Here is a 19,346-nt window from a genome sequence, read left to right as displayed (position 1 = left end):
CACAGGGGCTGTACGGCAATAAAGCAAAAGCCGCAACCAAAGGCTTGGCTGCGGCTCCCGTATCAGTACCGGCACCGCTATCACGGGGTGAACACAACCCGCATACAGTTGTCGGTCTTCTCCTTAAACATTTTGTAGCCCTCGGGCCCCTGGTCCAGCGTCCATTTGTGGGTAAGCAGGTAGCTAGGGTCTACCCGGCCCTCCGCCACTACCTCCAGTAGCTGCGGGATGTACTTTTGCGCAAACATCTGGCCCATCCTGAAGGTGAGCGCCTTGTTCATGGCCGCCCCCATCGGGAATTTATCCAGCAGCCCCCCGTACACCCCCACAATGGAAACCGTGCCTCCTTTGCGGCACGCCATTATCGCCTGGCGCAGCACAGCCGGCCGCCCGGTTTGCATACGCAGCGTCTGCTTGGCTTTGTCGTAGTACTGCTCTATACCTGTTGTGTGCGCCTCCATCCCAACGGCATCAATGCAGCGGTCCGGCCCACGGCCTCCTGTCATCTCCTTCAGCGCCTCCAGCACATCCACTTCCTCGTAATTCAGCACTTCGGCCTTTCCGTGCGTCTTTGCCTTTTCCAAGCGGTCTTTAAACCGGTCGATGGCAATAACGCGCCCTGCGCCCAGGAGGTAGGCGCTCTGTATGGCCATCTGGCCCACACCGCCTGCGCCCCATACGGCCACGGTGTCACCGGGTGCAATGCCGCACATGTCGGCAGCCATAAACCCCGTCGGAAAGGCATCACTCACAAAAACCAGCGACTCATCCGGCAGCCCCTCCGGCAGCTTGAAGGAGCCTGTCTCGGCGAACGGTACCCGCACCAGTTCCGCGTGGCTACCGGCGTAGCCTCCGAATGCGTGGGAGTAGCCAAAGATCCCGGCTGTGGGGTAACCGTAGGCTTTCTCTGTTATCTCCGGGTTGGGGTTGGAGTTATCGCACAAGGACCACTGGTCTGTCTGGCAGAACTCACAGCCGCCACAGCCAATAATGGAGCCTACCACCACACGGTCGCCTTTTTTCAGCTTCTTCACGCCTGCTCCAACCTCTACCACTTCCCCGATAAACTCATGCCCGATTATGTCCCCGGCCTTCATAGACGGGACGTACCCGTCGAGCAGGTGCAGGTCAGAGCCGCACACCGACGACATGATCACCCGCACAATGGCATCCTGCGGGTTAAGTATAGATGGGTCCGGTACCCGCTCCACGCGCAGGTCGTTCACGCCGTTCCAGCAAAGTGCTTTCATAGTTTGTTTTCTTTAAGTCCGATAAAAGATTTTGAGTGCCTTCAGCTTCGGCCTGACGGCTGCCCCTCAACGGTGGCAACCTCCCCTGCCTCCATCAGCTGCTTAAACCGGTGCAGGTCGTTGAGCACCATCTGCTTAAAGACCGGGTTGAGCAGCTTGGCGATTCCGCCTCCCACATCTCCGGCGGGCGGGCGGTAAGAGATGGTGGCCTGTATCACGGTGCCTCTGTCGGCGGGAGCATCCATAAACCGTACTTCCCCTGCGTTGTCCACACTGGAGCCGGGCAGCGAGCGCCAGGCCAGCAGGTTATTCTCCTCTTCCTGCACAATGTCTGCGTCCCAGGCCACGGTGCCGATGCCTTTAGGGATTTTAGCGACCCAGTGGGAGCGTTTGGGGCCGAGCTGCCGCACCTCCTTCAGGTGGTTCATAAACTGCGGCAGGTTCTCCAGCTGGCGCCAGAACTGGTACACCTCCTGGCGCGGCCTCCGGATGGTGAGGCTGCGGGTGATCTCTATCGAGATGTCTTTGCTGCCTGCGGTGTCGCGGCCGGCGGCACTGTTAACGGGGCAGTAGCCGGTGGCGCCCCTGTAAAGTAATGCCCCCCCCGCTGCGGCCATGGCCAGGCCTGCCGCACCGGGCTTCCGCATTCCGTAAAAAGTGAGTAACGCACCGCCGACCAAGGAGGCAATACGTTCGTTTCTCCCCACGTTTATATGGCTGGAGCCACTGGCAGGCGGTGCAATGTGCTCCGTGTGCAGCGTTTCCGACATGTTTTGGTTGTATGTATCCATAAGCTAAAGTTTCTTCATGGATACGTGGCGATTTACACAGGCCGTTGTGTGCACAACTAAATAAAGTGGCAAGCCTACTGAATTATAACGCAAAAAGGCGGCTCCCGCTAGTGCAGGAGCCGCCTCTGAAATATTGAGCCTGAAAGATGCCCCGGCCTCACAGGGCCTGGGGGCGTCTTCGTCTTAGCGGTGTTAGTTGATCGGGAAAGCAATGCCCACCTGTACGGCAAGCTGCTCAAGCGGTGTGTTGTACTTGATCTGGGCCACAAGGTCCAGGTTGTCTTGCAGCGGGTAAATAAGGCCGGCTCCAACGTTAACGCCCACTTTGTTGTCGGACTCAGAAATAGCCCCATATCCCTCTACATCCATCTCCACCTTGGCAAAGCCCACAGCAATACCAGCTAAGCCGTAGAATGCCAAGCCGTTGTTGTTAGCAAAGTAATAACGGCCATCCAGGTTAAGAGAGCTTGCGCGTACGCTTGCCGTGGTGCCATAAGCTTCTGCCTCAGACTTAAAGAAGTAGGTAAAGCTCGGTGCTGCGCTGATCTGCTCTGTAAAGAAGTACTCACCGCCTACGTTAATGCCAACGCCGCCCTTTTCAGAGCCATCGTCGTCCATGCCCGACTTAGAGCCATACACCAAACCGGCGCCCAATTTCAATTTTCCCGGGCCTTGCGACGCCACAGCTTGATTTTGAGCCACAGCCGCACCTGCAACCATTGTTGCGAAAGCTAAAGAGAGTAAGAATGTTTTCATAGACTATAATTTTAAATTCGTTAAAGATTACAGTGCAAATATATAACTTATATATAAAAAGCAAAATATATTACATCGGCTATAATTTACAGCACGAGAAGCCCCTCAATTATCTATATACAAACAACTTAACGCACCATCACCAAACTTCACACAGTGCCCTATGGTAAGGAGTAGCTCCCGCGGGAGTGAAAGGCAGCTCTGTTTCAGTGCAAAAGCAAAGGCGGCTCCCGCTGATGCAGGAGCCGCCTTGAGTACAGGTAAAAGAAAAGGTTATTTTACGCCAAACAGGTATGCTAAAGAAATGCCAAAGCCTCTGTTTTTCAGGTTCCCGTCAGTATCATCCTCAATAATACCGCTGAACCCATGCCCATAGCGCACGTCCAAGTTTAGAGCGCCCGGACCTACATTGTAGCTCAGGCCAACGCCAACGCTTGCACCCAGTTCAAAGCGATTGAAGCCTTCTCCTACCTCTAAATCCTCCGTTTCTTCATCTGCTTTCACTTTCCCGCTCATCAGATACCCCAGTGTTGGGCCAGCTGTCGCAAAGCCTTTCAGCGGGCCTTCACCCACCGTTACTTTCGCCAGGATCGGAACCTCCAGATAGCTGTACTTCACCTTTACGTCCGGAGCCGACTCTTCAGAGAAGAAGTCATCTTCAAAGTCAAAGGCATTCACCTTATAGCCTTTTTGCACATAGAGTAGCTCGGGCTGCAGCGAGAACATGTCGTCGATACCAACGTTGACAACCGCGCCAAACTGAGCACCGGTGTTGTACTTCAGTAGTTCGCTCACCGCCTCCTTGTCATCATCACTTGCATCGCCCCCCAGGCGCTGTGTGGCTATGTTAACACCCACACGCGGACCAATAGTCACAGTTTGTGCCTCGGCCGCAAAAGTCAGCCCCAAGGCTGCCGCAACAGTCAGTAAAAATTTGCTTTTCATAGGTTAAGTTTAATTTATAGCAAAGCTACTATATATAAACAACATTGCACCTATAGCAGAACCTGTATATTTATAAAAGGAAATGCTGTCTGATTCTTTTTCAAGCCCCTTCACTAAGTTTATCGTACACCAGTGGCAAACATGCTCCGTAATGTGCTAACTTACGGCTAGTTACCGTTACAACACCAACAGAAAACAAAACAACGTACAATCACACAGTATCCCTTCATGAAAGGCCTTTTCTATCGTTTTATCCTATTTCTAATCTCCGGAACAGCCTTTGCCCAGGCAGCATACGCACAGGCGGCGTGCACAAGGCAGGCCATCTATCCCGCTACCAAACTGCAGCAATACAGTACAATTCGAACCAGGGAGGCTGCTGACGCCGGCAAGGTGGCCGTTTACTACGTGGTTCCGAAAGACGCCACCTACAGTCAGGAGGAGTATGAGGCGGTAAAGAAAATCAGCCGTGAGCTGCAGGCCTGGTTCCGGGCCAACACCGGCGGCGTTACCTACACCTTTGCCAGCCCCGACACAGTGATCGTTTACAACAGCAGGCACCAGACAGACTACTATGCCGCAGACTGGTGGAACCTGCTACTAACGGAGATGCAGGAGCAGGGTGAGCCCGTTTTTGAAAACGGCACCGTGGCCAGCGTGTGGGTAAAAAGCCAGGAGCAGGACGGGCTGATGCTGGGGGCCCCTGGCTGCGGTGGGGCCTGTGGCGTGGCCATGGCCGCGATTGAAAACATACCGGCCTTCAACGCCAACTGCCCCGGTGGCACTGGCGAGGGCGCCTACCCCTGCGTGCCCCACGGTGTAATGGGCCACAGCCTGGGCCACGCCTTCGGCCTGGTACACCCGTACAATGTGGAGGAAACCAAAGATGTGGCAGGCCTGAGCCTGATGCAAACCTACTGGAACTACCCCGGTACCGCCGTGGAAGGCCAGCAGCCCTGGGGCCTGCTCACAACAGAACGAAACCATCTCCAGGAAAGCATCTTCTTTCAGCAGGGCGTGCCTACCCCGCCTCTCTATGAGCCCAACCTGGTGAACCTACCGGCCACTGACGCCGCCCCGGACATCGTACTTGATGTAGAAACCGATAGCCTCACTGTGGTATTCACCAACAGCACACCGGACGCCACTCTCTTTTACTGGACCTTTGGCGACGGCAGCACCAGTAACGAGCAGTCTCCGAGCCACACCTATCAGCGCGGGGGAAGCTACACGGTTACCCTCTACGCCAGCAGCGACAGCGCCGTGATTACGAGGCAAACACTGGAAGTGCAGCTGGCTGAGCCGCTTGCAGCCGGCGATGAACTGGCGCCGGGCAGCATTAGGGCTTACCCTAACCCGAGCCAGACCGGCCTGTACCAGCTACACCTGCCGCCGCAGCCGGTAAACGTGACGCTGACCGTCAGCAATGTGCTGGGAGCAACGGTGTTCAGCACCACCATACAGGCGCTCCAGCAGGACACGCAGCTAGACCTGCGCAAGTATGGCCAGGGCACCTACTTCGTTCGGCTGGCGCTTCAGGATAAAAGCTACGTGCTACGGCTGGTACGGCTGTAAGGCCAAGCTCTTAAAAGCAGAAGGCCCGGCTAAAGTATAGCCGGGCCTTCTGCTTTTAAGAGTATCAGACAGGTTATTTAAACATGCCTTTTAATTTGGCAAGTTTCGCCTGGAAATCATCCATCGGTTCTTCTTCGCGCTCCTTGCGGCCGCCCTTGTTGCTGTTATTGCCCCGGCTGCCACCTCCGGCTGGCTTGGCCGCGGCAGGGTCACCTTTCATACTTAGGGAAATGCGCTTACGTGCCTCATCCACCTCCAGCACTGTTACCTCTACCTTCTGCCCTACCTTCACCACTTCGTGCGGGTTGCTCACAAAACGGTCCGACAGGTGGCTCACGTGTACCAGGCCATCCTGGTGCACGCCGATATCCACGAAGGCGCCAAAGGCGGTGATGTTGGTTACGATGCCCGGCAGCTTCATGCCCGCACGCAGGTCCTTGATCTCATTTACGCCCTCTGTAAAGCTGAACGCCTCAAACGTTTCGCGCGGGTCACGGCCCGGCTTTGCTAGTTCGCTGATGATGTCCTGCAACGTCGGCAGACCAACGGTATCGGTTACATAGTTTTTAAGGTTGATCTTTTTGCGCAGCTCGTCGCTCTTGATCAGGTCCTGCACCGTTACGCCCAGGTCTTTGGCCATCTGCTCCACGATCGGGTAACTTTCCGGGTGCACGGCAGAGGCATCGAGTGGGTTCTTCGCATCGCGGATGCGGAGGAAGCCAGCGGCCTGCTCAAAGGCTTTATCACCCAGGCGGGCCACTTTTTTCAGCTCTGTACGTGTTTTGAACGGCCCGTTCTGGTTGCGGTACTCCACAATGTTCTGTGCCAGGGCAGGGCCAAGACCAGATACATAGGTCAGCAGTTGCTTGCTGGCTGTGTTTACCTCCACACCTACTGCGTTCACGCAGCTCATCACCACGTCATCCAGAGAGTGCTTCAGCGCCGACTGGTCCACATCGTGCTGATACTGGCCCACGCCGATGCTTTTTGGGTCGATCTTCACCAGTTCAGCCAGCGGGTCCATCAGGCGGCGACCAATCGAAACTGCCCCGCGCACGGTTACGTCCTGGTCCGGGAACTCCTCGCGGGCTACCTCAGAGGCAGAGTAGATAGAGGCACCGCTCTCGTTCACCATCACTACCTGCACCGTTTTAGGCAGGTTCAGGCCTTTTACAAAAGCCTCTGTTTCGCGGCTGGCGGTGCCGTTGCCAATGGCGAGGGCCTCCACCTCAAAGCGGTCCACCAGGTATTTCACGTTCTGGGCGGCCTCCATGGCTTTGCCCTGGCCCGTGTGCGGGTAAATCGTTTCGTTGTGCAGCAGCTTGCCCTGCTTGTCCAGCACCACCAGCTTACAGCCCGTTCTGAACCCGGGGTCCAGGGCCAGCACTGTTTTCTGGCCTAGCGGGGAAGATAGCAGCAGCTGGCGCAGGTTATCGGCAAAAACACGGATGGCTTCTTCATCCGCACGCTTCTTGGAGCTCAGGCGAACCTCGGTCTCCATGCTCAGTTTTAGCAGGCGCTTGTAGCAGTCTCTGGCAGCCAGGCGTACTTGCTCTGAGGCAGCATTGCTGCCCTGGACAAACATATCCTCCAGCTTCGCCAGCGCGGCTTCTTCGTCGGGCTGCGCCGTCAGCATCAGCACCATTTCCGTTTCGCCGCGGCGCATGGCCAGGATGCGGTGCGAAGGCGCTTTCTCAATCGGCTCCTCCCACTCGAAATAGTCTTTGAACTTCTGGCCTTCCTCTTCCTTGCCCATCATTACGCGGCTCTTGAACACGCCCTGTTTCTCGAAGATCTGGCGGATGGCGGCACGTGCCTCGGCATTCTCGTTCATCCACTCGGCCATAATGTCGCGGGCGCCGGAAAGGGCCTCGTTCACATCCTTCACCTCTTTCTCCTCCGAGATAAAGTTGCTTGCCTCTGCCTCCACATCAAAGCTCTCCTGCTGGAAAAGGCGCTCTGCCAACGGCTCCAGGCCTTTTTCGCGGGCGATAGTGGCACGGGTGCGGCGCTTTGGCTTGTACGGCAGGTAGATATCCTCCAGCGCGGCCATGGTTTCGGCGGCCATGATCTGGGCCTCCAGCTCCGGCGTCAGCTTCTCCTGGTCGCGGATAGACTTCAGAATGCTTTCGCGGCGCTTGTCCAGCTCGCGCAGCTGCTCCAGCCTGTCGCGCACGCCGGCAATCTGCACCTCATCCAGCGAGCCGGTGGCCTCTTTGCGGTAGCGGGAGATAAACGGCACGGTAGCCCCCTCGTCGAGCAGGCGGGCAGTGGCCTCTACCTGCTTAATGGTGATGGACAGCTCGGAGGCTATCTTTAAAAGGTGTTCTAAATTAGGTTCCATATATTGATATAAGACAATAGTCTGGTTCTGCGCGGCGGCAACGGGCGGGAGGGTAAATGCAGCATGTAAAGGCTTTTTCCCTTGCTCCTCCTGCCACCACTGCCTTTGCTCCGGTTTTTAACGTTAGTTCAGGACTGTAGAAACGTCAAATTTAAGCCTTATTGCTTAACCTGAAAACATAATCTGGTGAAAAGGCGGCAAACGGCTGTACAGGTACGCGGGAAAGGCGACACTTGCAGTATGCTGCCCTTGCCGCTGGCGGCATGAAGGGAGGCCTGCCGCGGCGCGAACACCTGTAAACTCCACCGGCTCACCTGCTTCCTGGTAAACAAGGGAAAGTTGCGCTCCCCCTCCCCTACAATTTTGCTACCTTTGCAGGGCAATCCATTGCCAACCTTTAACCTTGTACCATGGAAACTGCAAACCATTTCTCCCGCATCGGCCACTGGACAACGGCGTACCTGACGGACATGGGCATGCCCCTCAACGTGGCCGTGTATGTAAACATGCTGTTGTTGCTTGCCCTGCTGCTGCTGCTGCTGTATACTTCCAAAATAGCCACGCGAACGGCTTTAAGAGGCACGGCGCACCGCTTCGCCGCCAAAACCTCCACCCAGTTCGACGATTACCTGATCCAGAACAGGGTCTTCAGCCTTATCGCCCAGGCGGTGCCGCTGGTAATTGTGGTGCAGGCCCTGCCCATTGTATTTGCAGATTTCGAGGCGTGGATAAAGCCCCTGCGGACGCTCGTAGACGCCTACATTGTGCTCCTGTCGATCTGGACGCTCCAGGCCCTGCTGCGCACCTGCCGGGACTTTATGAAGACGACGGCGCTGTTTAAGGACAAGCCCGTGGATAGCTTTGTGCAGGTACTCACCATCTTTTTATACTTTGTAGGGGGGCTGCTTATATTCTCGCTGCTAACGGGCAAGTCGGTGTGGGCCTTTATCACCGCCATGGGTGCGGCCTCTGCCATACTCCTGCTCGTTTTTAAAGACACCATACTTGGCTTTGTGGCCAGCATACAGGTTTCCACCAACGATATGGTGCGCATCGGCGACTGGATTACCATGGAAAAGTACGGCGCGGACGGTACGGTTGTGGAGATAAACCTGACCACCGTGAAGGTGCAGAACTTTGACATGACCATCACCACCATCCCCACCTACTACCTTATATCCGACTCCTTTATAAACTGGCGCGGCATGCAGGCAGCAGGCGGCAGGCGCATCAAGCGCTCCATCCACATCAAGATCTCAAGTATAAAGTACCTTTCGGAGGAGGATGTGCAGCGGCTGAGCAAGATAGGGCTGGTGAGCGAATACCTGCAGGAGCGCCAACAGGAGATAGCCGCCTACAACAAGGCAAAGCACGTGGACAAGCACCTGCTCATAAACGGCCGCAGCCTGACTAACATCGGCGTCTTCAGGAGGTACATTGATGCCTACATCCAACAGCACGAGTTCACGCACAAGCACATGACCATGATGGTGCGGCAACTGGAGCCTACCACCACCGGCATGCCGATTGAGCTTTACGTGTTTACCAACGAAGTGCGCTGGGAGAAGTACGAGCTGATTATGGCCGACATTTTCGACCATCTGCTGGCAGCGGTGCGCTATTTTGACCTGGAGGTGTTTGAGTACCCGGCGGCAGACGACGTGCGCCAGCTCTTTGGCAAACCGGGCACTGACAAAAACAGCCTGTACGCCGCTATGGAGGCCATGAAAAACTAAGGCAGGATTTTTGATGAAATGCCCCTAGCTTTGCAGCAGCCTCAGCCAAGCCAGGCGGCAGCCCTGCTTAAGCTAAACACCCCATGAACGTCAACACAAAGAAATCCACACGCCGCTACACCTACTCCGCGGTGGTGCTGTTCTTACTGCTGCTCACCGCCTGCGTGGTGCGCCCCCTGGACCGCACCCCGTACCGGGAAACGGACTATTACGAGGAAACCATCGACGACCTGAGCGAAAGCCCTGCCGTTGTGAGCCACGGCGACACCGTGCAGGTGGGGTGGGCAAAAGTAAATATCACACCGCCTACAGGCACCCCGCTGGCAGGCTACGGCAAGCGCCTTGGCATGGAGTACGAAGAGGTGCACGACTCTACGTGGGCACGCACCTTTGCCTTCAGCAACGGGAAAACCGAAGCCTACTATGTGGCCCTGGACCTGCTGATCGTGCCGATGGAGGTACTGCAGGAACTGGAGAAAATGTACCCCAAACTTGGCCTGCAGCCTGAGCAAGTATACCTGACCGCCACCCATAGCCACACCAGCTTCGGCGGCTGGGGTAAAAAGCTGGGCATAAAATTCATGTCGGGTAAGTATGATGAGGAACTGGTGGAGAAGCTGGCAACCCAGGTTGTGCAAAGTATACAGCTGGCCCGCCAAAACTTGCAGCCCACCAAAATAGGCTACGGCAGCACCAGCGCCGCCAGCCTGGTGCGCAACCGCCTGCTCAAAGACGAGGACAACCCCTTCTACAACGACCGCCTGAGCAGCCGAGATACAAAGCTGCGCTTCCTGAAGTTTGAGCGCCCCGACGGCACCACGGCCGTGCTCTCCGTTTTCGCGGCGCACCCCACCATCCTTCCCTCCGATGCACCGGAGCTGTCCCGGGATTACCCGGGCGTGCTGGTGGATGAACTGGAGGAGCGGGTGGGCTTTACCTCTTTTTCAGCGGGTGCCGTGGGCAGCCACAGTGCGGTGTACCTCGATGGCGACACCTACGAGAGCACCCAGAAAGTGGGCGGCCAACTGGCGAAGCTGCTGCGCGAGGAGCTCATCCATGTGCCGACACAGTATGTCAGCACCCTGGGCTACGGACGCGTGCCGCTCGAGCTGCCAGACCCGCAGTGGCGCATCAGCAAAGGCATCCGTTTAGCTCCCTTTCTGTTCAATGGCCTGTTTGGTGAGCATCCCGCTTATGTCACCAGCCTGCAGGTGGGCAACGTGGTGCTGCTCGGCGCCCCCGCCGACTACTCCGGTGAGTTTGTCGCGCAGTTGGAGCAGCAGGCCCAGGCGCAGGGGCAGCAGGCGGTTGTTACCAGCTTTAACGGCGGCTATATCGGCTATATCACGCCGGATAAATACTATAACCTGGATGAGTACGAAACGCGGAGCATGAACTTCTTTGGACCGTACAGCGGCAGTTACCTCACCGAAATAATGCTGCGCCAGCTACAGCAGCACAAACGATAGCTTCCTCAGAGTCCTGTTGCAGGGTATAGTATAGCCTGCTTTACCAGCACATCGGTGGCTTCAGTGGCCTTGCCTACAGCTGGCGGTACACGCCTCTGCTGCCCTGAGGCTGCCCCATTGTGTGGCTAAGGCAGCAGGAGCTGTCCAACAGGGGCCTTCCTCCTTTTGCCTCTGCTCTTCCACAGAATACAATATCCGCCTTGCCTAAAGGCTAATAATCCAATCCCTTTCTTTTTATAGTTACAAACATTAGCACCATAAACAGGGTTAAATATAAGAGGGAGCCCCTTGTAAGGCTCTAATTGTGTACTACTTATAAAACGACTTATGGAACTGATAACAATAAATATAACCAACTTACTCTTCCTGACGGTAATCCTGCTTTACCTGGTGCTGTTAGGGCTGATATTGACTTACATATACTATGATGCGGAGCTACGCGGGCTCAACGGCTGGCTGATCACCGGGTTGACCTTCTTCTCCGGCACAACGCTTGGCGCTCTGGCCTGGCTGTTGCTACGCCCTAAAATGAAGCCGCAGCCTGTGCCCGTTCGCAGCCAGTCGAACTAAAACTGTGACTGAGGAAGAAGCCAGCAGCTGAAAAATGAGTATATTGTAGCTTGTTTGGCAGTTGCTGGCTTTTTTGCGTCCGCTGCTTTTTCTGTAGGCACTCCACCCCCGTATGGCAAAACAAACCGAAGTTACACAAGAGTCTATCTTTATACCTGTTACAGCCACTGATACGCTGCACCTGAGGCGCTTTAGCCGGGAGCAGCAGGGCCCACCGGTGTTCCTGGTGCATGGCTCTATCGAGAATGGCCACATTTTCTACTCTAAGTCAGGCAAGGGGTTTGCTCCCTACCTGGCTCAGCAGGGCTATGATGTGTTTGTGGCTGACCTGCGCGGCCGTGGCCAGAGCCGGCCAGCTATTTCGGGCAAATCAGCGTTTGGGCTAGACCACACGCTTACCGAAGACTTTCCGGCCTTTATCAGCAAGATACAGGAACTGAAGGGAGACGTGCCGCAGTACTGGGGAGCCCACTCCTGGGGCGGTGTGCTGATGCTGGCCTACCTGGCCCGCCCCGCCGTACCTGTGCAGGTGCAGGCAATGGCTTTCTTTGCCAGCAAGCGCCGCATCAGTATCTGGAGCCCTAAAAAGTTTCTGATGGTGGATGTGATGTGGAACTGGTTTGCCAAAGCCACCGTGGCAGCCACGGGTGCCCTGTACGCCAAGCAGTTGAAGATGGGCTCCGACAGCGAAACAAAGCACACGCACCGGCAAACGCACCAGTGGGTGGTGCAGCGCAGGTGGCTCAACTGGCACGACAAGTATGACTATGCCGCCGCCCTTCAGCGCATGCAGCTGCCGCCCACGCTCTACCTCACCGGCGCAAAAGACGATGTGCTGGGCCACCCCGTGGATGTGGAGAAACTGATGCAGGAGACCGGCAGCAGCCACAGTGAGTTTAAAGTACTGAGCAAAGCCAACGGCCAGCGGCACGACTACGACCACATCAACATTCTGACACACCCTGACGCGCAGCACGACCACTTTCCGGAGGTGGTTCGTTGGTTTAAAAACGCTGAGGCCACCATGCAACCCTTCCAGGCGCAAAGGGGTCAGGTAAATAGCGCAAGCGAAAATTAGCGAAAGCCCCTGTATACACTATTACATTTTAACCTTCTAATGAAGACGACCATTACATCCCTATTCTCCCTGCTTTTCGCCTCCGCTTTTCTGGTGGGCTGTGAGGACTGCGGCAGCGCCACCATTACAGAACCTACGGTAGCCGACACCGAGTGGCTGGTGTACTCTAGCGGTGATACTGCTGTTTTCAAAGACGAAAACGCCGATACAGTTTGGTACGTTCGCACAGGCATCTATGCTCAGAGTACCCCCGGCGACGGCTACAACGTGAGCGACGAGTGTATTGAAAAGCTCAACACACAGATAGCCAACATCATGGAAGACACCCGGGAGGCAGCAGACCAGAGGCAACCTTACCTCGGCACCCTGATACTCTCAAAACCAGACTCACTGCTTGTGCGGATCGGCGTTGGCACACAGGCCACCTGGAGTATAGACACAGCTGCTGCCACACAGGAAAAAGAAGTGAACGGCAAGACATACACCGGTGTGTACGTGCTTGAAGGCGAAGGCACCAAAGACACGGATGTAAAGAATGTCTACTTTAACAAGTCAGACGGCTTCCTGTACGTGGAGTTTAACAACGGCCGAAAACTAGAGTTGATCGAGGTGCGCTAGCACTGGCCTGTCTGTCAAATAAGAAAGGCTGCCAACAAAACGTGGCAGCCTTTTTTATACTTTATACTTTGTGATGATGCGCTTCGCTGTTGATTTCGCGCAGCACCTCCAGTGCGGTGCTTACGTGCTCCAGCGGCTTAGACATGGAGTTAAACACATAGCGCACGATTCCTTCCCGGTCAATAATGTAGGTTACCCGCCCCGGGAGCAGGCCAAGCTTCTTAGGCACCCCGAACAGCTTTCGGATACTCCCGCCTTTATCGCTAATCAGCGTGAAGGGGAGTTTGTACACTTGCTCAAACCGCTGGTGCGACTCCACGCTATCGGAGCTGACACCTACAACCTCCGCGCCCTGCTGCTCGAACACTTCATACTGGTCGCGGAACTCGCAGGCCTGCTTTGTACACCCGGGCGTGCTGTCTTTAGGATAGAAATATAGCACAACATTCTTCTCCCGCAGCGTCTCATACAGGCGGAAGAACCCTCCATCCTGGCGCTCCAGCTCAAAATCCGGTGCTTTGTCACCAACCTTTATGGCTTCCTCTTTCATGTTGTTGTGTTGTTTGTATCTACTTTATAACCTGCCATTTGGCAATAAGTTATCCCGCAAAGTTAATGCCTTACCGTGCAAACCACCAAAGAAAACCGCAGTTAATGGTTTGTGTTGAGGATTTTAGACATCTTTGCCGCACGTATTGCTCCTATGACCAGAATAAACGTTATCATACCCGCTTACAACGAAGAAAAATCCATTGCCCACGTACTGCACGACATCCCCGCCGGCTTTGCCGCTGATGTGATCGTGGTAAACAACAACTCCACAGACCGCACCGCCGAAACCGCCGCCGCCGCCGGGGCTACCGTATTGCACGAGCCCCGCCCCGGCTATGGCAACGCCTGCCTGAAGGGCATTGCCTACGCCGCCGCCAAGCCTGCCGCTACCCGCCCGGACATCCTTGTTTTTCTGGACGGAGACTATTCAGATTATCCGGAGGAGATGGTACAGCTGGTGCAGCCTGTGGTGCAGGGCGAAGCCGAGATGGTGATAGGCTCCCGGGCCCTGGGCCAGCGGGAGGCCGGGGCCATGCTGCCACAGCAAATCTTCGGCAACTGGCTGGCCACCTCCCTCCTGCGGCTACTCTACGGTGCCCGCTTCACAGATTTGGGCCCCTTCCGCGCAATCCGGCTGGATACGCTGCTGGCACTGGGCATGCGCGACCGCACTTACGGCTGGACGGTAGAGATGCAGGCAAAAGCAGCCCGAAAAAAAGTGAGCTACACCGAGATGCCGGTCACCTACCGCAAGCGCATCGGTACATCTAAAGTTTCCGGCACCGTAAAAGGCACTGTCATGGCGGGATATAAAATCATCCTGACTATATTTAAGTACCTGTAAGCCCTAAAGACAAACCGGTGAAGAACAAGCCAGCCCCCGACAAGCTGCTTCCTCGTAGCAGCAGCCACGCCACCAGCTACCTGGCACTGGGGCTGTCGGCGGTGGCGTACGCTGTGCTGGCCTATGCCACGCCGCGCACCGGTTTTACGCAGCTGGTGTTGCTGTACGCCTTTGTGTTTGCCGCCTACCTGTACGTCAGCCAGCAGCGGCTGAAGCTGTGGCACGGTTTGGCGGCAGCCATCCTGTTCAGGCTGGTTTTCCTTTTCTCGGTGCCTGCGCTGTCTGACGACTACGTTCGGTTTATCTGGGATGGGAGGCTGCTGGCGGCGGGGCTAAGCCCTTACCTGCACCTGCCGCAGTACTTCCTGACGCCGGAGGCGCCCCAGGTGCCGGGGCTAACCCGCGAGCTGTACCAGCAGCTAAACTCCCCGGCCTACTACAGCGTGTACCCGCCGTTGTCGCAGGCGGTGTTCTGGCTCGCGGTAAAGCTCTCGCCTGCCAGCACCCTCGGTAGCATAGTGGTGATGCGCCTTGTACTGCTCTTGGCCGAAACAGGAAGTATACTGCTGCTCCGGCGCATGCTCCGCAAGATGGTGCTGCCCGAGAAATATGTGCTGCTCTACGCCTTAAACCCGCTCGTTATCCTGGAGCTGACAGGCAACCTGCACTTTGAGGCCCTGATGATCTTTTTCCTGCTCCTGGCCCTTTACCAGCTTTACTACCACCGGATAGTGCTCTCCGCCGTTGCCTTGGGGCTGGCGGTAGGCACCAAGCTGTTGCCCCTGATGTTTCTGCCTTTTCTGCTGCGCAAGTTGGGGCCGCTACCGTTTGCGGTGTATAGCCTGGTCGTTTTGCTGACGCTGGTGCTACAGTTTTACCCGCTCATGAGCCCGCAGGTGCTGCTGCACATCTTCGATAGTATAAACCTGTACTTCCAGAAATTTGAGTTTAACGCCAGCATATACTACCTGTTGCGCTGGCTGGGCTTCCGGTTTGCAGGCTACAACCTTATTGCCCTTCTTGGGCCTGCCCTGTCATTGGTTGCACTGGCAGCTATCCTGGGGATGGCCACGGTGAAGAGGCTGGGCTCCATCCGCCGCCTGGCCGGTTATATGGCGGCAGCTTTAACTGTTTACCTCCTGCTGGCCACTACCGTGCACCCCTGGTACCTGACTACCCTGCTTGCCCTGACTGCGATGAGCCACTTCCGCTTCGCTGTTACCTGGTCTGGGCTCGCCATACTTACCTACGCTGCCTACCGCACCAGCAGTTACCGCGAAGACCTGGCCCTGGTCACACTGGAGTATTTCATTGTGTTCCTCTGGTTGCTGGTCGAGCTGTACCTCTACCGCCAGCGCCGCCGGCACGCGAACCTCAACGAGGCTGCCGTCTAAAATAAAATTACTATATTTATAGTAACCGCTCCCTTAGCTCCCGAACGGCTACGTAGAGGGGTGTTGTCCGACACAGTAGGTACAAGAGGTTCTTTCAAAGAGATAAAACCCTTAACCTCCTCAAAAGTCTATTTTTAAGCCCCAGCCCCAGCTACAGACCTTGTCGCTTTGGCTGCGCCTCGCGCACCTCCTATTCGGAAACGTTAACTGATAAAAGAACACTTAACCGGCACATAATCCAGGATAAACCATGAGAAAACTGTTGACGAGTTTACTTGTTATCTTAACCTCCTATGCTTTCGGGCAGCAGCACAAGCAGGTTGTTGATTCTCTGCTATATGGGCAAAATGGCATAAAACAGACGCACCCTGAAGTAGGCCTGGTGATAGGTATTTACCAGCAGGGCAAAACCAGTTACCACACTTTCGGTTCGAGGACAAAGGGCGGGGCAGCACCGCTGGACAGTGCCACGCTATTCGAGATTGGTTCTGCGACCAAAACATTCACGGCCCTGCTGCTGGCCCGTGCTATTATAGCGCAGGAAATGGGGATGCACGACTTCATCGATAACTACCTGCCATCAAAAGTAGCGCTTCCGTGCCCCCTTTCTAACAAGGTAAAGCTGACAGACCTGGCCTCACATCAGTCCGGGCTCCCCAACCTGAGTAACGACAAGTACTTTGCAGACTTGCTTAAGAGAGACCCCGTCAACCCTTTTCGGTTTGTCGACAAAGACTATTTGTACCGCATACTCCTGCGCACGGACTCGCTCACCGGCTACCGTCAGTACCAGTACAATAACTACGCCTACTCCCTCTTGGGAGACATCCTTGAAAGAAAAACAAAAATGAAGTATGAAGACCTTGTGGAGAGCACCATTCTAAACCCGCTCCACATGCAGTATACCTCGCTTGAAGTGCCTGTGGGTGCAAACGTGGCCGGGCTTTACAATGAAGACGGCGAGCCCCAGGTTTATATGATCATAGATGCTGCAAACCCCGCAGGAGGCTTAAAGTCAAACGCGGTGGACCTGATAAAGTACCTGAAAGCCCACATTTCCTCGGATGCGTTTGGCGAGGCTGTACAACTTACCCGGCTCATGTACTACGAAGACAGAGACAGAAAAGTAGGCCTGGGCTGGGACATAGGGAAAGACTTTTACCAAAAAGACGGCGACACCTTTGGCAACTCCGTTCTGATGCGGTACAGTGAGGCGCAGGACATGGCCATTGTAGTGCTGTCCAACCATCAGAACGGGCAGCTTGTACGGAATGCCGTTGACTTTATCTACAGCCGGCTAAGCAGCAAGTAACCGCACATACAGGAGCGCGGGCTGCCTTAACGGCACACGGTCTTCAGGTTAGCTCCCGCACCGGCAAGCCCGGCAACCAATTATTAAATTAAGCTATTCATCTCCTCCCACATCCAGCAGCGGGGCCATCAGGAAATCGTTCAGAGGCTTAAGCGCCTGAAAGCCGTCCAGCACCACCTGCATGAAGTCAGGGCGCAGCACTGTCTCGTCTGGTAACGGCATTACACCGTTCCAGCCTTTAAAACGCAGGTAGTGGATGGCCGGGTTTTCCTTGTCATAGCCCTTGGGCGTGGTTTTCAGCTGATCGCCCTGAATGCCTCCGAAGCGTTTCACAAACGCCTCTGACTCCACAATGCCCTTAAACTCCTCCAGGCTATAGTCAATTTCCTGCCGCACCGCCTTTAGCTGCTCTGCCGGCGGGTACCACAGGCCTCCTGCCAGAAACGAGTTATTGTTGCCCGCCAGGTGCAGGTAATAGCCCGGAAGGATAGATTTACGGCCTCCCTCTGCGATGTAGGCTCCAAAGTGATCCTTGTACGGCCGTTTATCATTAGAGAAGCGTACGTCGCGGTATATCCGGAAGACCAGCTCTTTGCCCTGCTGTCCGCGCGCGGCGGGCTCAAAGTGCTGCATTTCCAGTAACAGCTCATCCAAAAAGGAGATGTAGTTTTTACGGGCCTTATCGTAGCGGGCTTTATGCTCGCCAAACCACTCGCGGGTGTTATGCTCGGCCAGTTCGGCCAGAAAAGTAAGTGTATCCTGCTCTATTTTAATGGACATGAGTTCTATTCGTCTCTTGATTATGATGCGCTCCTGGCTGCTGCTGAAGCGATAGGCCTGGCCGCACATGCAAAAGCGGCGTATCCTGCTCGGTACATATACCATTATGGGCGCTATACTGTTTAACGTATTTCGCCCGCTGTACCTGCTTTCCTTCACTTTTTATGAGAACATGTACCACTGAGCAGGCGCAATAGTGGCGGCAAATAACCTTAAACAATTTCTACGCCAGCCAATCTTCATCCAGGTCCTCGGCATGGTCTACATCAGAGAGCCGGGGCAGCAGGGCGTAAGGCAGGTCCAGGTCCTGCAGATCCTGAACAGTATCGGGGAAGACATGCGCCGTGCTCCAGCGCTTGTTCTGGAACAGTTGCGGGTACAGGCGGTTCATGCCCAGCAGGTAGTAGCCCCCGTCGAGTGCCGGGCCTACCACAACCTCATGGCTCGCTAGCTTCTGGTAGGCATCCGCTATAATATCGCTGGTCAGCTGCAGGCAGTCGCTCCCGATGATCACAACGGAGGAATAGCCCTCTTCGAAGGCGCTGGCAAAGGCAGCCTGCATTTTCACGCCCAGGTCGCCGCCTGGCTGCACCCGCTTCTCATAGGTTTCGTTTGGCCAGAGATCATCCGGCTTTACCTCGTCGGTGTAGTACACAAGCTTGTGCACCGGCAGCTGCCGGGTTACCTCGCGTGTGTGCTCCAGCAGGCGTATGTACACCTGCAGTGCTTTTTCGGGCCCAACGGTAGCGGCCAGCCTGGTTTTTACCTTGCCCAGCTCCGGGTTGCGCACGAAAAGCAGCAATAGTTTACTCTTGTCCATATACTTTCTCTCCTTTCCGGAGCCACACGCCCCAGGCTCTGGAGTATGCATGCACTTTTACCGTTTTGCCTTTCTGGCTATAAACGGGGTATCCCTGGTTCACCCATTCGAATATGCCGCCGTAGAGGTTTTGTACGCTCGTATAGCCGGCTGCCTTTAACTGTTCTCCTACCCGCTCACTGCGGTAGCCCACGGCACAGTACAGCACGATGGGGGTATCATGGGGCACATCCGCCAGCTGAGCCACTTTAAACGTTTCGTAATCGACAAACCGGGCTCCCGGCAAATGGCTTACCTTGTACTCCTCCGCCTGCCGCGTGTCCAGCAGCAGGGGCTTCTCTGCCGCCTGCAGCATTTTTTGCAGCACCGCCGGCTTCACAAATGGGAGTGAGTTCTTGTAGAGCCCCTTCAGCATCAGCGCATAGGCTTTGTCTGTGGTTTGCCCACAGGCCTGTAGCAACAGCATCCAGCAGCACGTAGCTAAGAGCAGGAGTTTTTTCAAAACGGTAGAA

The 19,346-nt window shown here is 55.5% G+C and carries 18 protein-coding genes; 9 read left to right on the top strand and 9 right to left on the bottom strand.

Annotation, left to right across the window (positions count from 1 at the left end; translation table 11 throughout):
* Positions 1–80 precede the first annotated feature (80 nt).
* The 4 genes from CA264_RS02785 to CA264_RS02770 form a co-directional block, all read right to left on the bottom strand.
* Positions 81–1,250, bottom strand: coding sequence for a zinc-dependent alcohol dehydrogenase (locus CA264_RS02785; protein WP_025604386.1), 1,170 nt, complete (start codon positions 1,248–1,250; stop codon positions 81–83).
* Between the two features lie 41 nt (positions 1,251–1,291).
* Positions 1,292–2,041 carry an SRPBCC family protein gene (locus CA264_RS02780; RefSeq protein WP_025604384.1) on the bottom strand — a complete coding sequence of 250 codons (750 nt, stop codon included), beginning with the start codon at positions 2,039–2,041 and terminating at the stop codon, positions 1,292–1,294.
* A gap of 192 nt (positions 2,042–2,233) precedes the next feature.
* Positions 2,234–2,797, bottom strand: a complete 564-nt coding sequence (locus CA264_RS02775; protein WP_084196134.1) for an outer membrane protein — start codon at positions 2,795–2,797, stop codon at positions 2,234–2,236.
* Positions 2,798–3,070: 273 nt separating this feature from the next.
* Positions 3,071–3,742, bottom strand: coding sequence for a porin family protein (locus CA264_RS02770; protein WP_025604380.1), 672 nt, complete (start codon positions 3,740–3,742; stop codon positions 3,071–3,073).
* A gap of 228 nt (positions 3,743–3,970) precedes the next feature.
* On the opposite strand from CA264_RS02770, the gene CA264_RS02765 reads away from it, so the two are divergent.
* Positions 3,971–5,317 carry a PKD domain-containing protein gene (locus CA264_RS02765; protein ID WP_025604378.1) on the top strand — a complete coding sequence of 449 codons (1,347 nt, stop codon included), beginning with the start codon at positions 3,971–3,973 and terminating at the stop codon, positions 5,315–5,317.
* Positions 5,318–5,390: 73 nt separating this feature from the next.
* On the opposite strand, the gene CA264_RS02760 is transcribed toward CA264_RS02765, so the two are convergent.
* The gene (locus tag CA264_RS02760) at positions 5,391–7,661 is read right to left on the bottom strand and encodes a Tex family protein (protein WP_025604376.1); all 2,271 of its coding nucleotides are present in this window, start codon (positions 7,659–7,661) and stop codon (positions 5,391–5,393) included.
* Positions 7,662–8,071: 410 nt separating this feature from the next.
* Between CA264_RS02760 and CA264_RS02755 the strand changes: the two genes are divergently transcribed.
* The 5 genes from CA264_RS02755 (at position 8,072) to CA264_RS02735 (ending at position 13,132) form a co-directional block, all read left to right on the top strand.
* A complete protein-coding gene (locus CA264_RS02755; protein WP_025604374.1) occupies positions 8,072–9,397 on the top strand; it encodes a mechanosensitive ion channel family protein in 1,326 nt (441 codons plus the stop codon).
* A gap of 83 nt (positions 9,398–9,480) precedes the next feature.
* Entirely contained in the window at positions 9,481–10,866 is a 1,386-nt protein-coding gene (locus CA264_RS02750; RefSeq protein WP_025604372.1) for a neutral/alkaline non-lysosomal ceramidase N-terminal domain-containing protein, read from the top strand.
* A gap of 327 nt (positions 10,867–11,193) precedes the next feature.
* Positions 11,194–11,436, top strand: a complete 243-nt coding sequence (locus CA264_RS02745) for a hypothetical protein (RefSeq protein ID WP_025604371.1) — start codon at positions 11,194–11,196, stop codon at positions 11,434–11,436.
* 112 nt (positions 11,437–11,548) lie between these two features.
* Entirely contained in the window at positions 11,549–12,514 is a 966-nt protein-coding gene (locus tag CA264_RS02740; protein ID WP_025604370.1) for an alpha/beta hydrolase family protein, read from the top strand.
* Between the two features lie 39 nt (positions 12,515–12,553).
* Entirely contained in the window at positions 12,554–13,132 is a 579-nt protein-coding gene (locus CA264_RS02735; RefSeq protein WP_025604369.1) for a hypothetical protein, read from the top strand.
* A 61-nt stretch (positions 13,133–13,193) separates the two neighbouring features.
* Here CA264_RS02735 and CA264_RS02730 read toward each other — a convergent pair whose 3' ends face one another.
* Complete coding sequence (locus CA264_RS02730; RefSeq protein WP_025604367.1) at positions 13,194–13,682, bottom strand: peroxiredoxin; 489 nt, start codon at positions 13,680–13,682, stop codon at positions 13,194–13,196.
* Between the two features lie 153 nt (positions 13,683–13,835).
* Here CA264_RS02730 and CA264_RS02725 point away from each other — a divergent pair, with 153 nt between their 5' ends.
* The 3 genes from CA264_RS02725 to CA264_RS02715 all read left to right on the top strand — a co-directional run bounded on the left by CA264_RS02725 (position 13,836) and on the right by CA264_RS02715 (position 17,234).
* Positions 13,836–14,528, top strand: a complete 693-nt coding sequence (locus tag CA264_RS02725; RefSeq protein ID WP_025604366.1) for a glycosyltransferase family 2 protein — start codon at positions 13,836–13,838, stop codon at positions 14,526–14,528.
* 17 nt (positions 14,529–14,545) lie between these two features.
* Positions 14,546–15,922: an MptA/MptB family glycosyltransferase gene (locus tag CA264_RS02720; protein WP_025604364.1), complete on the top strand. Its 1,377-nt coding sequence runs from the start codon at positions 14,546–14,548 to the stop codon at positions 15,920–15,922.
* A 250-nt stretch (positions 15,923–16,172) separates the two neighbouring features.
* On the top strand, positions 16,173–17,234 hold the full coding sequence (locus tag CA264_RS02715; protein ID WP_025604362.1) for a serine hydrolase domain-containing protein: 1,062 nt from the start codon (positions 16,173–16,175) through the stop codon (positions 17,232–17,234).
* A 93-nt stretch (positions 17,235–17,327) separates the two neighbouring features.
* On the opposite strand, the gene CA264_RS02710 is transcribed toward CA264_RS02715, so the two are convergent.
* From CA264_RS02710 to CA264_RS02700, 3 genes are all read right to left on the bottom strand, one after another.
* Positions 17,328–18,014: a DUF2461 domain-containing protein gene (locus tag CA264_RS02710; protein WP_036775183.1), complete on the bottom strand. Its 687-nt coding sequence runs from the start codon at positions 18,012–18,014 to the stop codon at positions 17,328–17,330.
* 223 nt (positions 18,015–18,237) lie between these two features.
* A complete protein-coding gene (locus CA264_RS02705; protein ID WP_025604359.1) occupies positions 18,238–18,834 on the bottom strand; it encodes a TIGR04282 family arsenosugar biosynthesis glycosyltransferase in 597 nt (198 codons plus the stop codon).
* The gene (locus tag CA264_RS02700; protein ID WP_036775050.1) at positions 18,821–19,336 is read right to left on the bottom strand and encodes a rhodanese-like domain-containing protein; all 516 of its coding nucleotides are present in this window, start codon (positions 19,334–19,336) and stop codon (positions 18,821–18,823) included. Before CA264_RS02700 ends, CA264_RS02705 begins: the two co-directional genes overlap by 14 nt.
* Between the last annotated feature and the right edge of the window lie 10 nt (positions 19,337–19,346).

Origin of the sequence: Pontibacter actiniarum, from assembly GCF_003585765.1 — a bacterium.
Taxonomy (GTDB): Bacteria; Bacteroidota; Bacteroidia; order Cytophagales; family Hymenobacteraceae; genus Pontibacter; species Pontibacter actiniarum.
This window is presented reverse-complemented; position numbering and strand designations above follow the sequence as displayed.

Excerpts from the sequence above, each read along its gene's own strand:
- CA264_RS02785 (WP_025604386.1), bottom strand. The coding sequence starts at position 1,250 with ATGAAAGCACTTTGCTGGAACGGCGTGAACGACCTGCGCGTGGAGCGG.
- CA264_RS02780 (WP_025604384.1), bottom strand. The coding sequence starts at position 2,041 with ATGGATACATACAACCAAAACATGTCGGAAACGCTGCACACGGAGCAC.
- CA264_RS02775 (WP_084196134.1), bottom strand. The coding sequence starts at position 2,797 with ATGAAAACATTCTTACTCTCTTTAGCTTTCGCAACAATGGTTGCAGGT.
- CA264_RS02770 (WP_025604380.1), bottom strand. The coding sequence starts at position 3,742 with ATGAAAAGCAAATTTTTACTGACTGTTGCGGCAGCCTTGGGGCTGACT.
- CA264_RS02765 (WP_025604378.1), top strand. The coding sequence starts at position 3,971 with ATGAAAGGCCTTTTCTATCGTTTTATCCTATTTCTAATCTCCGGAACA.
- CA264_RS02760 (WP_025604376.1), bottom strand. The coding sequence starts at position 7,661 with ATGGAACCTAATTTAGAACACCTTTTAAAGATAGCCTCCGAGCTGTCC.
- CA264_RS02755 (WP_025604374.1), top strand. The coding sequence starts at position 8,072 with ATGGAAACTGCAAACCATTTCTCCCGCATCGGCCACTGGACAACGGCG.
- CA264_RS02750 (WP_025604372.1), top strand. The coding sequence starts at position 9,481 with ATGAACGTCAACACAAAGAAATCCACACGCCGCTACACCTACTCCGCG.
- CA264_RS02745 (WP_025604371.1), top strand. The coding sequence starts at position 11,194 with ATGGAACTGATAACAATAAATATAACCAACTTACTCTTCCTGACGGTA.
- CA264_RS02740 (WP_025604370.1), top strand. The coding sequence starts at position 11,549 with ATGGCAAAACAAACCGAAGTTACACAAGAGTCTATCTTTATACCTGTT.
- CA264_RS02735 (WP_025604369.1), top strand. The coding sequence starts at position 12,554 with ATGAAGACGACCATTACATCCCTATTCTCCCTGCTTTTCGCCTCCGCT.
- CA264_RS02730 (WP_025604367.1), bottom strand. The coding sequence starts at position 13,682 with ATGAAAGAGGAAGCCATAAAGGTTGGTGACAAAGCACCGGATTTTGAG.
- CA264_RS02725 (WP_025604366.1), top strand. The coding sequence starts at position 13,836 with ATGACCAGAATAAACGTTATCATACCCGCTTACAACGAAGAAAAATCC.
- CA264_RS02715 (WP_025604362.1), top strand. The coding sequence starts at position 16,173 with ATGAGAAAACTGTTGACGAGTTTACTTGTTATCTTAACCTCCTATGCT.
- CA264_RS02710 (WP_036775183.1), bottom strand. The coding sequence starts at position 18,014 with ATGTCCATTAAAATAGAGCAGGATACACTTACTTTTCTGGCCGAACTG.
- CA264_RS02705 (WP_025604359.1), bottom strand. The coding sequence starts at position 18,834 with ATGGACAAGAGTAAACTATTGCTGCTTTTCGTGCGCAACCCGGAGCTG.